Source organism: Amycolatopsis sp. NPDC048633 (assembly GCF_040650695.1).
Lineage (GTDB): Bacteria > Actinomycetota > Actinomycetes > Mycobacteriales > Pseudonocardiaceae > Amycolatopsis.
In genome coordinates this window covers 1,201,339-1,216,842 of sequence record NZ_JBEZHS010000001.1, presented here as the reverse complement: position 1 = coordinate 1,216,842, position 15,504 = coordinate 1,201,339, and the positions used below count along the sequence as shown (strand labels likewise).

At 70.1% G+C, this 15,504-nt stretch carries 10 protein-coding genes, 6 tRNA genes and 1 pseudogene; 6 read left to right on the top strand and 11 right to left on the bottom strand.

The genetic code is table 11. From position 1 onward, the window contains the following. Positions 1-154 precede the first annotated feature (154 nt). Positions 155-1,138: a hypothetical protein gene (locus tag AB0C38_RS06140; RefSeq protein WP_360667164.1), complete on the bottom strand. Its 984-nt coding sequence runs from the start codon at positions 1,136-1,138 to the stop codon at positions 155-157. A 367-nt stretch (positions 1,139-1,505) separates the two neighbouring features. On the opposite strand from AB0C38_RS06140, the gene AB0C38_RS06135 reads away from it, so the two are divergent. Both AB0C38_RS06135 and AB0C38_RS06130 read left to right on the top strand, forming a co-directional pair. Further along, positions 1,506-3,704, top strand: coding sequence for an NB-ARC domain-containing protein (locus tag AB0C38_RS06135; protein WP_360667161.1), 2,199 nt, complete (start codon positions 1,506-1,508; stop codon positions 3,702-3,704). 137 nt (positions 3,705-3,841) lie between these two features. Next, a complete protein-coding gene (locus AB0C38_RS06130; RefSeq protein ID WP_360667158.1) occupies positions 3,842-4,015 on the top strand; it encodes a hypothetical protein in 174 nt (57 codons plus the stop codon). A 10-nt stretch (positions 4,016-4,025) separates the two neighbouring features. Here the strand turns inward: AB0C38_RS06130 and AB0C38_RS06125 are convergent, their stop codons facing one another. The 8 genes and pseudogenes from AB0C38_RS06125 to AB0C38_RS06090 all read right to left on the bottom strand — a co-directional run bounded on the left by AB0C38_RS06125 (position 4,026) and on the right by AB0C38_RS06090 (position 7,534). Beyond that, on the bottom strand, positions 4,026-4,649 hold the full coding sequence (locus AB0C38_RS06125) for a TetR family transcriptional regulator (RefSeq protein WP_360667155.1): 624 nt from the start codon (positions 4,647-4,649) through the stop codon (positions 4,026-4,028). A 14-nt stretch (positions 4,650-4,663) separates the two neighbouring features. Beyond that, positions 4,664-6,067 carry an MFS transporter gene (locus tag AB0C38_RS06120; RefSeq protein ID WP_360667152.1) on the bottom strand — a complete coding sequence of 468 codons (1,404 nt, stop codon included), beginning with the start codon at positions 6,065-6,067 and terminating at the stop codon, positions 4,664-4,666. A 105-nt stretch (positions 6,068-6,172) separates the two neighbouring features. Beyond that, positions 6,173-7,041 (bottom strand): annotated as a pseudogene (locus AB0C38_RS06115) (alpha/beta hydrolase). Positions 7,042-7,115: 74 nt separating this feature from the next. Next, a tRNA-His gene (locus AB0C38_RS06110) sits at positions 7,116-7,192 on the bottom strand. Positions 7,193-7,194: 2 nt separating this feature from the next. Next, positions 7,195-7,266: transfer RNA gene (locus AB0C38_RS06105), tRNA-Val, on the bottom strand. A gap of 30 nt (positions 7,267-7,296) precedes the next feature. After that, positions 7,297-7,370: transfer RNA gene (locus tag AB0C38_RS06100), tRNA-Thr, on the bottom strand. A 4-nt stretch (positions 7,371-7,374) separates the two neighbouring features. After that, positions 7,375-7,447, bottom strand: a tRNA-Gly gene (locus tag AB0C38_RS06095). Positions 7,448-7,451: 4 nt separating this feature from the next. Then, a tRNA-Tyr gene (locus tag AB0C38_RS06090) sits at positions 7,452-7,534 on the bottom strand. A gap of 309 nt (positions 7,535-7,843) precedes the next feature. Here AB0C38_RS06090 and AB0C38_RS06085 point away from each other — a divergent pair. Further along, positions 7,844-8,986 (top strand): pentapeptide repeat-containing protein, encoded by a 1,143-nt coding sequence (locus AB0C38_RS06085; protein WP_360667149.1) that lies wholly within the window; start codon positions 7,844-7,846, stop codon positions 8,984-8,986. 114 nt (positions 8,987-9,100) lie between these two features. Beyond that, positions 9,101-10,687 (top strand): benzoylformate decarboxylase, encoded by a 1,587-nt coding sequence (gene mdlC, locus AB0C38_RS06080; RefSeq protein ID WP_360667146.1) that lies wholly within the window; start codon positions 9,101-9,103, stop codon positions 10,685-10,687. Positions 10,688-10,792: 105 nt separating this feature from the next. Here mdlC and AB0C38_RS06075 read toward each other — a convergent pair whose 3' ends face one another. Continuing rightward, complete coding sequence (locus AB0C38_RS06075) at positions 10,793-11,800, bottom strand: ABC transporter substrate-binding protein (protein WP_360667540.1); 1,008 nt, start codon at positions 11,798-11,800, stop codon at positions 10,793-10,795. A gap of 414 nt (positions 11,801-12,214) precedes the next feature. Further along, a tRNA-Thr gene (locus AB0C38_RS06070) sits at positions 12,215-12,287 on the bottom strand. Positions 12,288-12,457: 170 nt separating this feature from the next. On the opposite strand from AB0C38_RS06070, the gene AB0C38_RS06065 reads away from it, so the two are divergent. Continuing rightward, on the top strand, positions 12,458-13,957 hold the full coding sequence (locus AB0C38_RS06065; protein ID WP_360667143.1) for a threonine/serine exporter family protein: 1,500 nt from the start codon (positions 12,458-12,460) through the stop codon (positions 13,955-13,957). 82 nt (positions 13,958-14,039) lie between these two features. After that, complete coding sequence (locus AB0C38_RS06060) at positions 14,040-15,479, top strand: trehalose-6-phosphate synthase (protein ID WP_360667140.1); 1,440 nt, start codon at positions 14,040-14,042, stop codon at positions 15,477-15,479. The last annotated feature ends 25 nt before the right edge of the window (positions 15,480-15,504 follow it).

Genomic DNA, 15,504 nt, shown 5'->3' with positions numbered 1-15,504 from the left:
GGCACGCACGGCGCTGGTCAGCCGGTTCACCGCTCCGCGTGGAACTGTCGTGTTGTTGTCGTGGCTTCGACGCGGCTTTCCGCGGCCGGGTGCGCCAAGGTGGACGAAGACGCTCACGCCGAGGAGGAGCATGGCGCGCACGGGGCACGGCCGGTCAGGGGGCGGCCGGCTGCCAGCCCACGCCATAGGACCTCGCGGGCTGGAGGCCGTGGAAACCGGTGTGCACCTCGCCCGCGCTGTCGAGGAAGAGCGGTTTGCGGGCCGGCACCGGATCACCCGCGTCCTTGGAGAGGTCGCCGTCGATGCGCCAGATCCGGTGCGGTGGCGCCTGCCGGTCGAACCGGACGTTGAGCTCGAAACTCTCGCACGGGAATTCCGGCGTGCAGCAGTAGAACGGCGCCGGCAGCTCTTCCAGCCGGACGCGGAAGAAGAACTCGTGCTGGTCACCGGCGTCCAGCGGCCGCGGCGGCCGCAGGCGGAACGCCACCCTGGTGGAGGAGACCATCCGCACGGAATGCACTTCCCCGCCCGAAACGACGTCGATGCCGAGGCCGGAGAGGTCGGGCTCGCCGGTCGGGCTGGCCGGGCGCGCGAGGGAGACCCCGTGCTCGATTTCCGCGAGCCCGGCGACGTGGCTGACGATCTGCCGGGTTTCGAAGACCTCGGCGGCGGCACCGGTGAGGGTCAGCCGGACCCCCAGCGCCGACGTGTGCCACGGGCCCTGGCTGAGCACCGGCGAGCCCCCGAACGCGGCCGGCGTCTCGTACGCGGCCTCGGCGATGAGGTAGATGACGTCGTCGGCGCGGCGTTGCATCGTGCGGATGTTGCGGTCGGCTCCGGTGCCCAGCAGTTCGAGGCGCGCGGTGTAGCGCTCGTTCGCGCCGGTGCCGAAGCCCAGCACGATCCGCGCCGTTTTCCGCTGCGGTTCCGGCAGTTTTTCGATCAACGCGCGAAGCGTGGTGACGATCTTGCCGCGAACCGTTCCCGGGAGGTCGTCTTCGCGGACCCCGCACACCTCGCGCAACTCTTCGCCGGCGACAGCGGGCAGGTTCTTCGCTTGGACGCCCAGGCCTTTGCGAAGCTGTTTCAGCTCCGTTGAGAGCGCGTTGATCTTCGCGTCGGCCGCCACCTGAGCCAAGCCGCCACCTCCGTCTTGTCGCCTGGGCGAAGTGTACTCATCCTCCTCGCCCGTCCCGGAGCCGTCACCCGTTTCCGGCCTGTTTCCGGAACCGGGAAACAGCGCAGGTCGAACTGGTCAGCACCGTTTCCTCCCGACCGGCAACGGGAAACATCTGTTTTCGCCGAATTCACCGGGTGAAGCTTGGGTCGCCGAAATCCCTCGGCGGAACAAGCAATTCGATCCGGAAAGGGGAACGCGATGCACACGCACCTCATCATCGTGCTCGGCCAGCTGGTCTCCCTGCTGGGCTGACCAGGAACAGGCCGGCGGGCCCGGGCCGCCGGCCGTCCTTCCCCCCGATCACCGAACGCAGGATGATTGACCGATGCAGGACTTTGGAGCGGAATTGAAACGTCGACGGACGTCGGTCGGCATGTCACTGACCGGACTCGCGGCGGCTGTCCATTTCACCAAGGGCTATCTCAGCAAGGTGGAGAACGGCAAGACCCGGGTGAACCGGGACCTGGCCAAGGCCTGCGACCAAGCGCTCGACGCCAAGGGAGAACTGCTCGCCCTCGTCACCGAACAAGGCCGGCCCGCGCGCCACAGCGCCGGTGGCATCGCCGGACTGCCGGACGGCGGCCGGTACTTCGTCGGCCGGGAAACCGAGCTCGACGCGCTTTCCGCGCTGCTGCTGGACCCGGACGACGCCCGGGTCGGCGTCGTGCACGGAATGGCGGGAGCGGGCAAGACGGCGCTGGCCGTCGCCGCGGCCCGGCGGGTCGAACGCGCCTTCCCCGACGGCTGTCTCTTCTTCGACCTCCGCGGCCACACGCCGGGCGCGGCCGAGCTTTCGCCCGGCGAAGCCCTCGGCCGGCTGCTGCGGCTGCTGGACGTCTCGGCCGACCAGGTGCCCGCCGACGTGGACGGCCTGGCCAACCTGGTCCGCGACCAGCTGCGCGGCCGGCGGATGATCCTCGTGCTGGACAACGTGCGCTCCGCCGAACAGATCCGCGCGATCGTCCCGGGCGAGACGTCGTCCCGGATCCTGGTGACCAGCCGGGGCCGGCTGCCCGCGCTCGACGACGCCTGGCACTTCCCGGTCGACGTGCTGCCGCTCGAGGACGCCACGGCGCTCCTGCGGTCCGTCGCGGGCGAGCACGCACCGGACGACGAAAGTGTGGCGACCGAGATCGTCCGGCACTGCGGACGGCTCCCGCTCGCGGTCCGCATCGTGGCCGCCCGGTTCGTCGCCGGCGGCTGGACGGCGGCGCGGCTGCGCGACCGGCTCGCCGACGAAAAGACCCGGCTCGGCACGCTGGACGACGGCGAGCGCAGCGTCGCCACGGCGTTCGCCGTCTCCTACGACTCCCTGCCCGGCGACCAGCGGCGGCTGTTCGGCCTGCTCGCCCTCCACCCCGCGACCGCCGCGGAGGTCGCCGCCGTCGAAGCCCTCGCCGGCCTCGGCCCCGGCGAAGCGGACCGGCTGGTGGACCGGCTGCACGACGCCCACCTGGTCGTCCGCGACGAACGCGGGTACGTCGAGCTCCACGACCTGATGCGGATGTTCGCCTCGACTCACGCGCTTCCCGACGTCGAGCCGGACGACCGCGAGGTCGCGGTGAGCCGGCTGGTCGACCACGCGCTCATGACGACGCTCGCCGCCGACGAGCTCGCGGAGCCCTACCGCTTCCGCCCGGTCACCGGTCTCCCGCCCGCCTCCGGCGTTCCGTTCGCCGACGCGGACGGCGCGCTCGCTTGGCTGGCCGCGCAGTGGCCGATGCTGGCCGAGGTCGTCGACTCCGCGTTCCGGCACGGGTTCCACGACCGCTGCTGGCAGCTCGCTTTCCTGCTCCGCGCATTCTTCTTCCGGGAGAAGCTGTTCGAGCCGTGGATCCGGACGCACGAGCGCGCGCTCGAGGCCGCGCGGGCGACCGGCGACCTGAGTGCGACCGGGATGATCCTGAACAACCTGGGCATGGCCCACATCGAATCGGGGCGTGTCGACGACGCCGTCCGGTTCCACCAGCAGGCGCAGGAGTGCTTTGCGCAGGCCCGTGACGACCGCGGTGCCATCGACGCCCTGTCCAGCCTGGCCTGGGCGCGCTTGTACCGCGGGGAAGCCGAAGCGACGGTGACCGACCTGACGACGGTGCTGGACGTCTACCGCCGGACCGGCCGGACCCGGAACGTGGTCATCGCCCTGCGCGGCATCGCCCTCGCTTCGGCGGCGCTGGAGCGGTTTCCCGAAGCGCTGTCCAGCGCGCGTGAGGCCGTCGAGCTCGCTCAGCTGCCCGTCGACCGGGCGATGTCGGCCAACGGTGAAGCGTGGGTGCGATTCCGCGCCGGGCACTGGGACGAGGCCGAGAAATGTTATCGACGTGCGGCCGAACTGGCGGATGACGCGGGCAGCGAATACGAGCACGCGCGGGCGTTGACGGGCCTGGGCAACACGGCGGCGGGGCGCGGCGACCGGCAGGCGGCGGGGCATTGGTGGGCGGAAGCCGCCGCGTACCGGGTCACGCTCGATCCCACTGTGCTCGGCGAGGCGGAATACCGGAATCGACTCTCCCGCGTGGAGTGAGGTTTCCCGTTTCCGGCAACGGAAACGCCTTGTCGCAACCGTCTTCCGGCGCGCACCATTGAGGCAGTCCCGAATTCCGCGGCCACCGCGGAATCGCCGAAATCCCCGGTTGTCCGGGAAATCTCGAGGAGCCTGCCATGACGGTCGTCTGTTCTTTTTCCGCCCTTGTCCGCGCCGCGCTGTTCCTCGTCACGCTGGCTCTGGTCGCCGGCTTGGCCCTGGCGGGTCCCAGTGCGTCGACGAGCACGCCCGGCCCGGGCCCGGCGGTCTCCACCAGCGAGCCCGTCGTACACGAGCCCGTCGAACACTGAGGTGCGGCTCCTACCGCCCCAGGTGCTCCACCAGCCTGGCCAGCTGGTCGGCGTACCGCCGCACGAACTCCGGTGAGTCCGCGGCGGTCCGCGTCAGCCCCTCGGTGATGTGCGGCAGGGTCACCGGCGCCATCGCCGCCGCCATCAGCAGCACCGTCAGGCAGGCCGGGTCGACCCACTCGGGGAGTTTCCCGTCGGCCTTCATCGCCGCGATCTGCTCCACCGTCCCGGCCAGGCGCCGGGTCCTCGGCTCGTTGTCGGGGTCCGTCTCGGCGCCCTCGTACTCCAGGCCCGACCACGCCACCAGCCGCATCCCGTCACGACCCGACAAGCCTTCCAGCGCGTGCTGCCGCACCTGTTCCGACAGCGGCATGTCCGGCGCGACGAGCTCGCGCTGCCGCTCGGTCCACTGCTCCGACAACGCCCGGTACAGGCCCTCTTTGCCGTCGAAGTAGTACGAAATCAGCTGCTGGTTCACCCCCGCGCGGCCCGCGATCGACGCGATCCGCGCGCCCGCGTAGCCTTTCGCCGCGAACTCCGCGCCCGCCGCCTCCAGGATCAGCCGGCGGGTGCGCTCCGGATCCCGTTGCCGCTCCTGGGGTTTCGGCGAACGGCGAGGCTTCGAGGCGGTCACGCCGCGACTATACGTCAACCAACCGCTTGACTCTGCGGAACAGAAGGGTGACGAGCAGGCAGCGCCGCCGTCAGCGCGAGAGCCAGCACCAGCACGCCGGCGCTGACCAAGAGCGCCCCCGCCGTCGCGGACTCGTACCCGCCGTCCAGCCGGGTGAAGAACACCGTGCCGAACAGCGCGATCCCGGTCGCCGTGCCGAGCTGGACGGTGGTGTTCACGACACCGGACGCCGCGCCCGCCTGCTCCGGCCGGATCTCCGCCATCGCCGTGCCGAACAGCGCGTTCAGGACCGCGCCCATGCCGAGTCCGACGCCGATCACCGGCACGAGCAACGCCCACCCGCTCAACGCCGCGCCCTGCTGCAGCACCAGGGCGGCGACGGCGACCAGGCCGGCCAGCAACACCGCGACGGCGCCCGCGGCGAACGACCGCCCGAGCGCCGGGGCGAGCCGCATGGCCAGGACGTTGCCCGCGACGATGCCGAGCGTCGACGGCGCGAACGTCAGCGCCGCCTCCCACGGCGAGAAGCCGAGGCCCAGCTGCAGGTGCAGCGTCAGGACGAAGAACACGCCGACGCCGGTGTTGACGCAGAACAGGACCGCCTGGCTGCCGGCGAGGCGTCGTACCAAGTCCGTCGGGACCAGCGGTTCGCCGCCGCGGCGGGCCTGGATCCGCTGGTGCAGCGCGAAGACGCCGAACAGCGGGACGGCGGCCACCAGCAGCCCGACCGACCACGCCGGCCAGCCCAGCTCGCGCCCTTGCACCAGCGGGTAGAAGACCGCGAACAGCGCGGCGGTCAGTAGCGCGAGACCGCCGAGGTCGAGGCGGTGCCGGAGGAACCCGGGCCGGCTCGCCATGGTCACCGCCGCACCGGCCAGCGCGAGCACGCCGAGGGGCACGTTCACCAGGAAGATCGCGCGCCAGCCGGTGCCGAACAGGTCGGCCTGGGTCAGCGCGCCGCCGAGCAGCGGCCCGGCGAGCCCGCCGACCGGGAACGCGCCCGCGTACCAGGCCATCGCCTTCGGCCGCTCCCGCTCGTCGAACTCCGCGTGGATGAAGGAAAGCACCTGCGGCACCATCAGCCCGGACCCCACACCCTGCACCCAGCGCGCGGCGATCAGCACGCCGACGTGCCCGGCGAGCCCCGCGACCAGCGACGCGGCGGTGAACACGAGCATCCCGGCCACGAACAGCTTCTTCGTGCCGTGCCGGTCGCCCAGGCGGCCGCCGGTGATCAGCGTCAGCGCGAACCCCAGCGCGTACCCGGCCGAAATCCACTGCAGCGCGGCCTCCCCGGTGCCGAGCTCGCGCTGGATCGTCGGCAGCGCGACCGCCACGATCTGGTTGTCGATCATGTCCACCAGGACGGCCAGCACCGCGACCGCCAGCGCCCACCACCTGAGTGCGTGCTTCTCCACGACGTCCCCCTTGCTCCGTCAGCCACTCCGACGCAGCAATGGTCAGCCAGTCGACCCACTCTGTCAACTAGTTGTTTGATTGGGTTAGTCGATGAGATGAAAACTCTAGGCTTCGAGGACCTCCCGGAGCTTCCGCGCGAAGGCTTCGGGCTGGCCGGCGTAGCCGAACTCGCCGCCGAGGAAACCGCCGTGGTGACTGGGGAAGACCGTGGTCTCCTGGCCGAGGCGCTCGGCGGTGGCGAGCGCGGCGCGGCGGCCGGTCATGACGTCGATGGACTCTTCGCCCACGGCGATCACGACCCGGGTCGGCGCCGCGTTCAGCGCCTCGACGTCCAACTGGTACGCCGTGACCGCCAGGGAGCGATCTGTCATCAACGGGTCGTCGCGGCGGCCGTCGTCCTCGGCCGGCATGCCGAACTGGGCCGGATCCGCCGCGGGCAGGGCGAAGTAGTCGTCGGTGAATTCGCCCTTCCACGAGGTCATCGCGATGAAGGCCGCCATGCCGGCACCGAAGCCCCGGGCCTGGTAGGCGTCCCGGAAGGCCTGCCCGGCCCGCTCGGCCGCGGCGGCGTCGGGCAGCACCCCGACGAGCGGCGGTTCGTGGGCGACGAGGGTGCTGACGTCCTCGGGATGGGCGGTGACGAGCGCAAGCGCGGCGACGGCGCCCCGCTGCTCCCGAACACCTCGACGGCGCCGGCGCCGAGCGCCTGGATGACCCCGTGGAGGTCTTCGGCCTGGATGGTGGGCACGTGGTCTTCACGGCCGTCCTTGCGGACGCTGCGCCCGAGCCCCCGCGGGTCGTAGGTGACGACGGTCCGGTCGGGGAAGTACGAGGCGAGCGTGCTGAACCCGCCGGCGTCCATGGGTTGCCCGACCATGAGCAGCGGTGGCCGCGGGCTGTCGGCGGGCGCGGGCCCGTGCACGTCGTAGACGACGTCGGCCTCGGGCGTTTCCAGTACGTGGGTGGTGGTCATCGGGTTCCTCCCCCGGGTTCGGGACTCGGGGGAAGCGTAAACCGGGGTACCGACAATTCCGGCGTTCTCCACAGTGGGGTGGCCGGCCGGACTCGCACCGGCTTTTCCCGGGGTCACAGCCCGGGGCCTCGTCTCCTTCGGCTTCGGCCACAGTCGTCCGGCCAGGGATCGAACCTGGGACCACCCCGATGTGGGCGGGGCGCTCTTCCGCTGAGCTACCGGACGCGGCGCTGGCCGTTGAGCCAGCGATCCTCGAGCCGCACCTGGGATTCGAACCCAGCACCTCCCGTTTACGAGACGGGTGCTCAGCCGGAATGAGCTTGTGCGGCGAAGAGCGGCCGGTGGGCATCGAACCCACTGCTCCGGTTTGGAAGACCGACGTGTCCGCCGAGTTCACCACAGCCGCGGAGTGGTGGAGGAGGGAGTCGAACCCCCTGTGCCACAAGGACGTCCGGGTTACAACCGGCTGGAGCTCCACAGCTCCGTCTCCACCGCTGCCCGGCCGGATCGACACACCGGCCGGGGCGCACTCGCGCCGGCCGCACTGGTTGCGACCGGAACGAGCGCAGAAAAAAGAATGCACGAAAAAGCCGCCCGGACCGGTTTCCCGATGGGCGGCTCCCGTTGGCGTGACGACGCACTACGTCACCAGAGGGAGCCCCCGAAGATTGTGTACTCGCAGATAAGTCACGCCGACTCCTCAGTCCGTTTCGTGTGAAAACATCATCGCGCACGCTGCCGAACGAAGTCAACGAATTAACGAGCCCTAGGCGATGGACGCGGTGCTCGGCAAGATGGGGGCATGGGTGACCCCGGCAAGGTGCTGTCCAACCGCATGATCGCCTGGAGCGCGGCCGGGCTGGTGGTGGTCGCCGTCGGGGTCGGGTGGCCGTTGCTCGCGGTGTACGGCCTCGGGCTCGAGGCGATCCGGACCGTCGGCACGATCGTGCTCGGCGCGGGAGGCGCGGTCGGCCTGCTGCTGGCCGCACGCCGGCAGCAGACCGCCGAACAGGACCTGGCCGAGAAGCGGCGCGATCTCGCGCACAAGGAGCACGTCCAGCGGCACACCGAGGTCGACGCGGCGGAGCGGCGGATCACCGAGCTGTACGCGAAAGCGGTCGAGCAGCTCGGTTCGGACAAGGCCCCGGTCCGGCTGGGTGGTCTGTACGCCCTCGAGCGGCTCGCGCAGGGCACCCGGTCGCAGCGCCACACCGTGATCGACGTGCTGTGTGCCTACCTGCGGATGCCGTTCGAGCCGGCTCAGACGCAGGAAAAGCACGTGCGCATCACCGCGCAGCGCATCCTCGCTCAGCACCTGCGCCCGGGCTCCGACGCGTTCTGGCCGGACACCGACCTGGATCTGCGGGGCGCGACGCTCATCGAGTTCCGATTCGAGCGCTGCCGGGTCCGGTCGGCCCTGTTCACCGACGCGAAGTTCGAGGGCGATGCCGACCTGGGCGGCACGGCGTTCCTCGAGCGCGCCGACTTCGACGGCACGACGTTCACCGGCAGCGCCCGGTTCAGCGCCGCGTCCTTCGTCAACGGCGCTCGGTTCCGCACCGCACGGTTCCAGAGCAACGTCCGGTTCCGGGGCACGACCTTCCACGGGGACGCCCGCTTCACCGGTACCCGGTTCGTCGCCAACGCCTGGTTCGGCGAGGCCGCCTTCCACGGCGACGTCTGGTTCACCCAGACGCACTTCGAGCAGGACATCCGGTTCGACGGCGCCGTCTTCCTGGGCACCGCCCGCTTCCACGACGCGACGTTCACCTGGCCAGCCGGGCGACGGCCGAAGATGTTCAAACGGGCCTGGGCCCGCCCGGCGAGCCACACGCACTGGCCGCCGGACTGGGCCCCGCTCGCGACGGCGGACGAGCCGTGGCCGGACTCCGGCGGCGGCTGGCAAAGGCTTCGGCCGGTGAACGAGGACGAGCCGCCCGGCTGACCGGTTCGCCGCACCGAGGAGCCGCACCGAGGAGACGTCCACATGGCACACCAAGGCCCTGGCAGCGGCCCTTTGGGGGCTTTCCTTCGCAAGACTAAGCATTATTCTGGGGGCATGATCAAGCGCACGGTCCTGGAAGCCACCCGCGAACTCCTCCGCGAACTCGGCCTCACCACAGTCTTCGGCAACCCCGGCACCACCGAGGTCCCGTTCCTCACCGACTGGCCCGACGACTTCGACTACGTCCTCGGCCTGCAGGAGTCCACCGTCGTGGCCATGGCCGACGCCTACTCCCAAGCCACGCGCCAAGCCGTCCTCGTCAACCTGCACTCCGCGGGCGGCGTCGGGCACGGCCTCGGCAGCCTCTACACCGCCCACTGCAACCGGACCCCGCTGATCATCGTCGCGGGACAGCAGACCCGGGCGCTCCTGCCGCACGATCCCTTCCTCGGCGCCAAGGACGCCCCCGACTTCCCCAAGCCGTACGTCAAGTGGTCCATCGAACCCGCCACCGCCGAAGACGTCCCCGCCGCGCTGGCCCGCGCCTACCACGTCGCGACGCAAGCACCGACCGGGCCGGTCTTCGTGTCCGTGCCCGCCGACGACTGGACCGCCACCACCGAACGCCCCATCATCTCCCGGCCCCGCATCCGCGGCTTCGCACCGGACCCCGAAGCCATCGACGAACTCGCCGCCGCTCTCAAGACAAGTGAGCGTCCCGCGATCGTCGTCGGCGGAGCCGTCGACCAGGACCGCGCCGTCACCGAAACCGTCGCCCTCGCCGAACGCCTCAACGCCGGCGTGTTCGTCGCCCCGATGTCCTTCCGCTGCTCGTTCCCCGAGGACCACCCGCTCTTCCAAGGCTTCCTCGACCCCGAACGCGGCACCATCTCCGACAAGCTCGCCGCGCACGACCTCGTCATCGTGATCGGCGCGCCCGCCTTCACCTACCACGTCGACCGCGGCCGCGGCGAAGCCCCGCTACCGCCGCTGTTCATCATCAGCGACGACGAGCAGATCCTCGCCCGCGCCTTCGAAGGCACCGGCATCCGCGCCACGCTCAAGCTCGGCGTCCGCGCCCTGCTCGACGTCGTCGACCAGAGCACCCGGCCCGCGCCGGAGCCGCTCGTGCGCCCCGCGAAGCCCAGCGGCGACAAGCTCACCGGCGAGCTCGTGTACTCGACGCTCGCGGACCTGTTGCCGGACAACGCGATCGTCATCGAAGAGGCGCCCAGCGACCGCGGTGTCCTGCACGACCACCTGCCGATCACCGGAACCGACACCGGCTTCCTGACCATCGCCAGCGGGGCCCTCGGCTACGGCGTCCCCGGCACCGTCGGCGCGGCCCTCGCCTGCCCGGACCGCAAGGTCATCGGCGTCATCGGCGACGGCTCCAGCATGTACGGCATCCAGGCCCTCTGGACCGCCGCGCGCCAGGAGCTGCCGGTGACGATCCTGATCCTGGACAACAGCGAATACGCGGCGGTCCGCATCTTCGGCGAATCGATCGACGGCGGGAAGCTGCCGAGCACGGAGCTGGGTGGCATCGACTTCGCGGCGCTGGCCTCGAGCATGGGCTGCCAGGGGGTGACGATCAGCGAGCCGGCCGGCCTGGTCGCGGGCCTGACGGCGGCCCTGGACGACGAGCGCCCGACGCTGGTGCACATCCGGGTCACCTCGTCGGACGAGTCGCCCTACTGACAAAGCGAACGCCCGCCGGCCGCAGCAGGTGCGAGACCTGCTGCGGCCGGCGGGCGTTCAGCGCTGCCGCGAGTCCACTGTGGACCGCGGAGCGGTTTCCTCACATCAGTTGGTCGCCTGCGGAGCGATCATCGACGCGGCGTCGACCTTGCTCGTGATCGCGCCCATCTGGAGCATCAGGTCGGGCACCCGCTGCAGGCGCCGGGCGTCCAGCGTGGCGCCGAAGCTGGGCAGGGTGAGCAGCTTGGCCGTGTCTTCGTCGATCTTCGCGTACTTCACCAGCAGCGGCTCGATCTTGGACCGGTCCCGGTTCGTTTCGCTGGTGGCCTTCTGCAGCGCGCGCTGGAAGGCCGCGAGGGTCTTCGGGTTCTCCTTGACCCACTTCGACGTCGCGCCGAAGCCCGTCAGCGGAAAGTCCTGGGTGGCGCCGGAGTTGACGTCGATCACCGGGATCGCGCCCGCGGTCTTGGCGGACTGCGAGAGGAACGGCTCAGGCAGCAAGGCCGCGTCGACCTGCCCCTGCGCCAGCGCCGCCGCGACGTTCGGGAACGGGATCGGCACCCAGTTGACCTTGGTGTAGTCGACGCCGTGGTCCTTCATCAGGGACTTGGCCAGCAGGTCGCTCGCCGTGTTCTTGGCGGTCATCGCGATCCGCTTGTCGTGCAGGTCGTTGATCGTCTTCACCGGCGAGTTCGGCGCCGTGACGATCGCGAACGACTTCGGGGCGATCGAAGTCGCGTCCGCCACGAGCTGGAGGTCGGCCGCGCCGGTGCTCTTCGCGACGAAGAACGGCATGTAGCTCGAGATCGCGATGTCGGTTTCGCCGGAAATCGCCTTGGTCATCGCCGCCTGGCCACTCGGCGCGACGACGGCCTCCACCTCGAGGCCTTGCTCCTTGAAGTAGCCGGCGTCCTGAGCGAGCCACAGCGGCGCGCTGTCGACGGTGGTCAAGATCGAGACCTTGATCTTCGACTTCTCCAGGCCGCCCCCGGTCGACGAGGCGTTCGAGTCGTCCGAGCCGAGCGCGCTGCAGCCGGTGAGGGCTGTCGCTGCTGCGACGGTGAGGGCGAGCCCGAGCGCGGCGCGGCGAGTGCGAACCCGGCCACTGCTCATGGCGTTTCCAAGCAAGGCCTGCTCCTTGTTCAAAAAAGTGACGGTTCGTGAACCGAATCCGATGGAAGTGCGTGACTCGATCTCCGGAGTCACGCGGGTCACTGTAGAGAAGGTGACCGCCTGCTCACAACGGGTGCGATCAACACCTGAGAGAGTGACTCGCGTCACTCTTTCGGCCTATGGTCTAGGCCCGCTACTCCACTCGCCGTAGCTGTTCACCCAGCGTAGGACCCAGATCTGGAATATGAGATGTCAAAAACTGACCCGATCGGACGCACCTCACCGACGGAGCTCTACTCGACGTACCACCCGGCACCCGTCCACCGTGACGGAGAAGACTCGACACCGAGACGATGACGACCGGCGATTGCTCCGCGAATGGGCGCGATCGCGCCGTTGACCGTTTCTTTCCGGAGCCGCCAAGGGGGCTCGAACCCCTGACCTTCTGTTTACAAGACAGATGCTCTACCAGCTGAGCTATAGCGGCCTGGCGCCCAAGGCACCACAAGCAGTGTATCGGGCGGTGCCCAAGATCTTCCCAGGAGGCACGATCCCCAGCTCCAGGCCACTATGGAGCGACGTGGCGCACGCCACTGCAACGGTCGACACACTCTGGTCGATGGTCCGGGAAGAGAGAGAAGAGCGAGGAGGTGGATCTTGAAGATCAACGAGCGCACCAACGGGGGCAGCACGACCAGATGGCCCCTCCTCGAGCCTCCCCAGCAGAAACCGAGAGTCCACCGCCCCAACCTCCTCAAGCGCCGCCCTTGGCACGTCCTCGAGGCGCCCACCGGTGAGTTCCCCGCCGTCGACGCCGACGAAGCCATGGGGCCCCAGCTGCCCGATGAAGCCACCGTCAACTTCGTGCTCGACCTCTCCCTGCGCATCGGGGAGGTCCAGATGTCCAGCGGCGCCGGGGCTTCCGACGTCACCGCGACGATCATCGCCATCGCCGGGGCGCTCGGGCTGCCGCACTGCGAGGTCGACGTCATCTTCACGTCGATCACCGTCACGTGTCACCGCGGCAGTGACCTCTCGCCCGTCACCGCGCTGCGCGTCGTGCGGAGCCGGAGCCTCGACTACACCCGGCTGACCGAGACCGAGAAGCTCATCCGGCAGATCGTCCGCGGCAACGTGGGCGCCGAGCAGGCGCAGACCGAGCTCGAACGGATCACGCAGGCGCCGCACCCCTACCCCCGCTGGGTCGCGACGCTGTCCTGGGGCGGGGTCGCCGCTTTCATCACGATCCTGCTCGGCGGCGGCCCCGACGTCGCGCTCGTCGCGTTCGTCATCAGTGGCGTCATCGACCGGATCGGCCGGCTCGTCAACCGCTACGGGCTGCCCTTCTTCTTCCAGCAGGTCATCGGCGGACTGGTCGCGACGCTCTCGGCGATGGCCATCGTCAGCAGCAACCTCCTGACGACCGACAAACCGACGCTCGTCGTCGCCGCCGCCGTCACCGTGCTGCTGTCCGGCCTCTCCACCGTCTCCGCGGTCCAGGACGCCATCACCGGCTACAACGTCACCGCCGCCGGCCGCACCATGGAGACGGCGCTGATGTCGGCGGGCCTGATCGCCGGGGTCGTGCTGGCGCTGCGGATCGCCGTCATGCTCGGCCTGCCGCGCACGCCGTTGCCCGAAATCAGCGGTTCGACGCCGCAGCAGCTGCCGCTCGTCGTGCTCGGCGGGGCCGGCGCCTCCGCCTGCTTCGCGCTCGCGAGCTACTCCAAGATGCGGGCCATGCTGGTCGCCGCGGCCGCCGGGGCCATCGGCGCCGTGGTCTACGGCGGCCTGATGCTGGCCCAGCTCGACGGCGTCAGCTCGTCCGCGATCGCCGCGACGCTCGTCGGTTTCTGCGGTGGCGTGCTCGCGCGGCGACTCGGCGTTACTCCACTGGTGGTCGCCGTGTCCGGGATCACTCCGCTGCTTCCGGGTCTGTCGACCTACCGTGGTCTTTATCAGATCGGGGTCGAGCCCAGTGGCGACATCTCGACGCTCATGACGGCCGTCGCGATCGGGCTTGCGCTGGCAGCGGGCGTGGTACTCGGCGAATGGCTCGCCCAGCCGGTACGGACCGGTCTGGGCAGGCTCGAGCGGCGGTTCGCCGGACCACGCATGGCTGGTCCGCTCGAAGCCGCTGATCGACGCTTGGAGTAACCCAACGGTCACCGGCTGTTCATCGCTCACGCGATAGGGTTTCACTCTGGGGCCGCGACCCAGGACGCGAGGAGCAGCAGACGTGACTGAACAGGAGAACGGGAACCAAGCCGACTTCGTCGTGGTGGCGAACCGGCTACCGGTCGACCTCGAACGCAGCACCGACGGCGAGCGCCGCTGGACGGCCAGCCCGGGTGGGCTCGTCTCCGCGTTGGAGCCGTTCCTGCGCTCGCGGAAGGGCGCGTGGGTCGGCTGGCCGGGCGTCCCCGACGTCGACGTGGACGAGTTCGACGACGACGGCCTCGTGCTCCACCCCGTCTCGCTGAGCGCGGACGAAGTCCGCGACTACTACGAGGGTTTCTCCAACGCCACGCTCTGGCCGCTCTACCACGACGTCGTCGAGCGCCCGGTGTTCGACCGGGTGTGGTGGAACAGCTACGTCAAGGTCAACCGCCGCTTCGCCCACGCCAGCGCCGAGGTCGCCGCCCAGGGCGCGACCGTCTGGATCCAGGACTACCAGCTGCAGCTGGTGCCGGCGATGCTGCGCGAGCTGAGACCGGACCTGCGCATCGGCTTCTTCCTGCACATCCCGTTCCCGCCGGTCGAGCTGTTCATGCAGATGCCATGGCGCGCCGCGATCATCCGCGGCCTCACCGGCGCCGACCTCGTCGGCTTCCACCGCCCCGGCGGGGCGCAGAACTTCCTCTGGCTGTGCCGCCAGCTGATCGGCCTCGAGTCGACGCGCGGCGCGGTCGGCGTCCGGTCGCGGCCGGGCACCATGCAGGTCGGCGACCGGACCGTCCGGGTCGGCGCCTTCCCGATCTCCATCGACGCCGCCGGGCTCGACACCCTCGCCCGCACGAAGGGCGTCCAGGAACGGGCCGCGCAGCTGCGGCGCGACCTCGGCAACCCCAAGATCGTGATGCTCGGCGTCGACCGCCTCGACTACACCAAGGGCATCGACCTGCGCCTGCAGGCGCTGCACGAGCTGCTGCACGAGGGCAGGCTGCAGCCGGACGACGTCACGTTCGTCCAGCTCGCCACCCCCAGCCGCGAGCGCGTCGAGCACTACCAGCGGATGCGCGGCGAGATCGAGCAGATGGTCGGCCGGATCAACGGCGAGTTCTCCCGCGTCGGCCACCCCGTCGTCCACTACCTGCACCAATCGGTCGACCGCACCGAGCTGGCCGCTTTCTTCACCGCCGCGGACGTCATGGTCGTGACGCCGCTGCGTGACGGGATGAACCTCGTCTGCAAGGAGTACGTCGCCGCCCGGCACGACCTCGGGGGCGCGCTGGTGCTGTCGGAGTTCGCCGGCGCGGCCGCCGAGCTCTCTAGCGCATTCCTCGTGAACCCCCATGACCTGGACGGGGTGAAGGACGCTTTAGTAGCTGCCATTACGCTCGACCCGGCTGAGGGCCGTCGCCGGATGCGCGCCATGCGTCGCCAGGTCCTCACCCATGACGTCGATCGATGGGCGCGCTCGTTCCTCCAAGCTTTGGGTGCCGAAGCGGTCGACTGACATAGTCTTTGACCATGCACGAGCT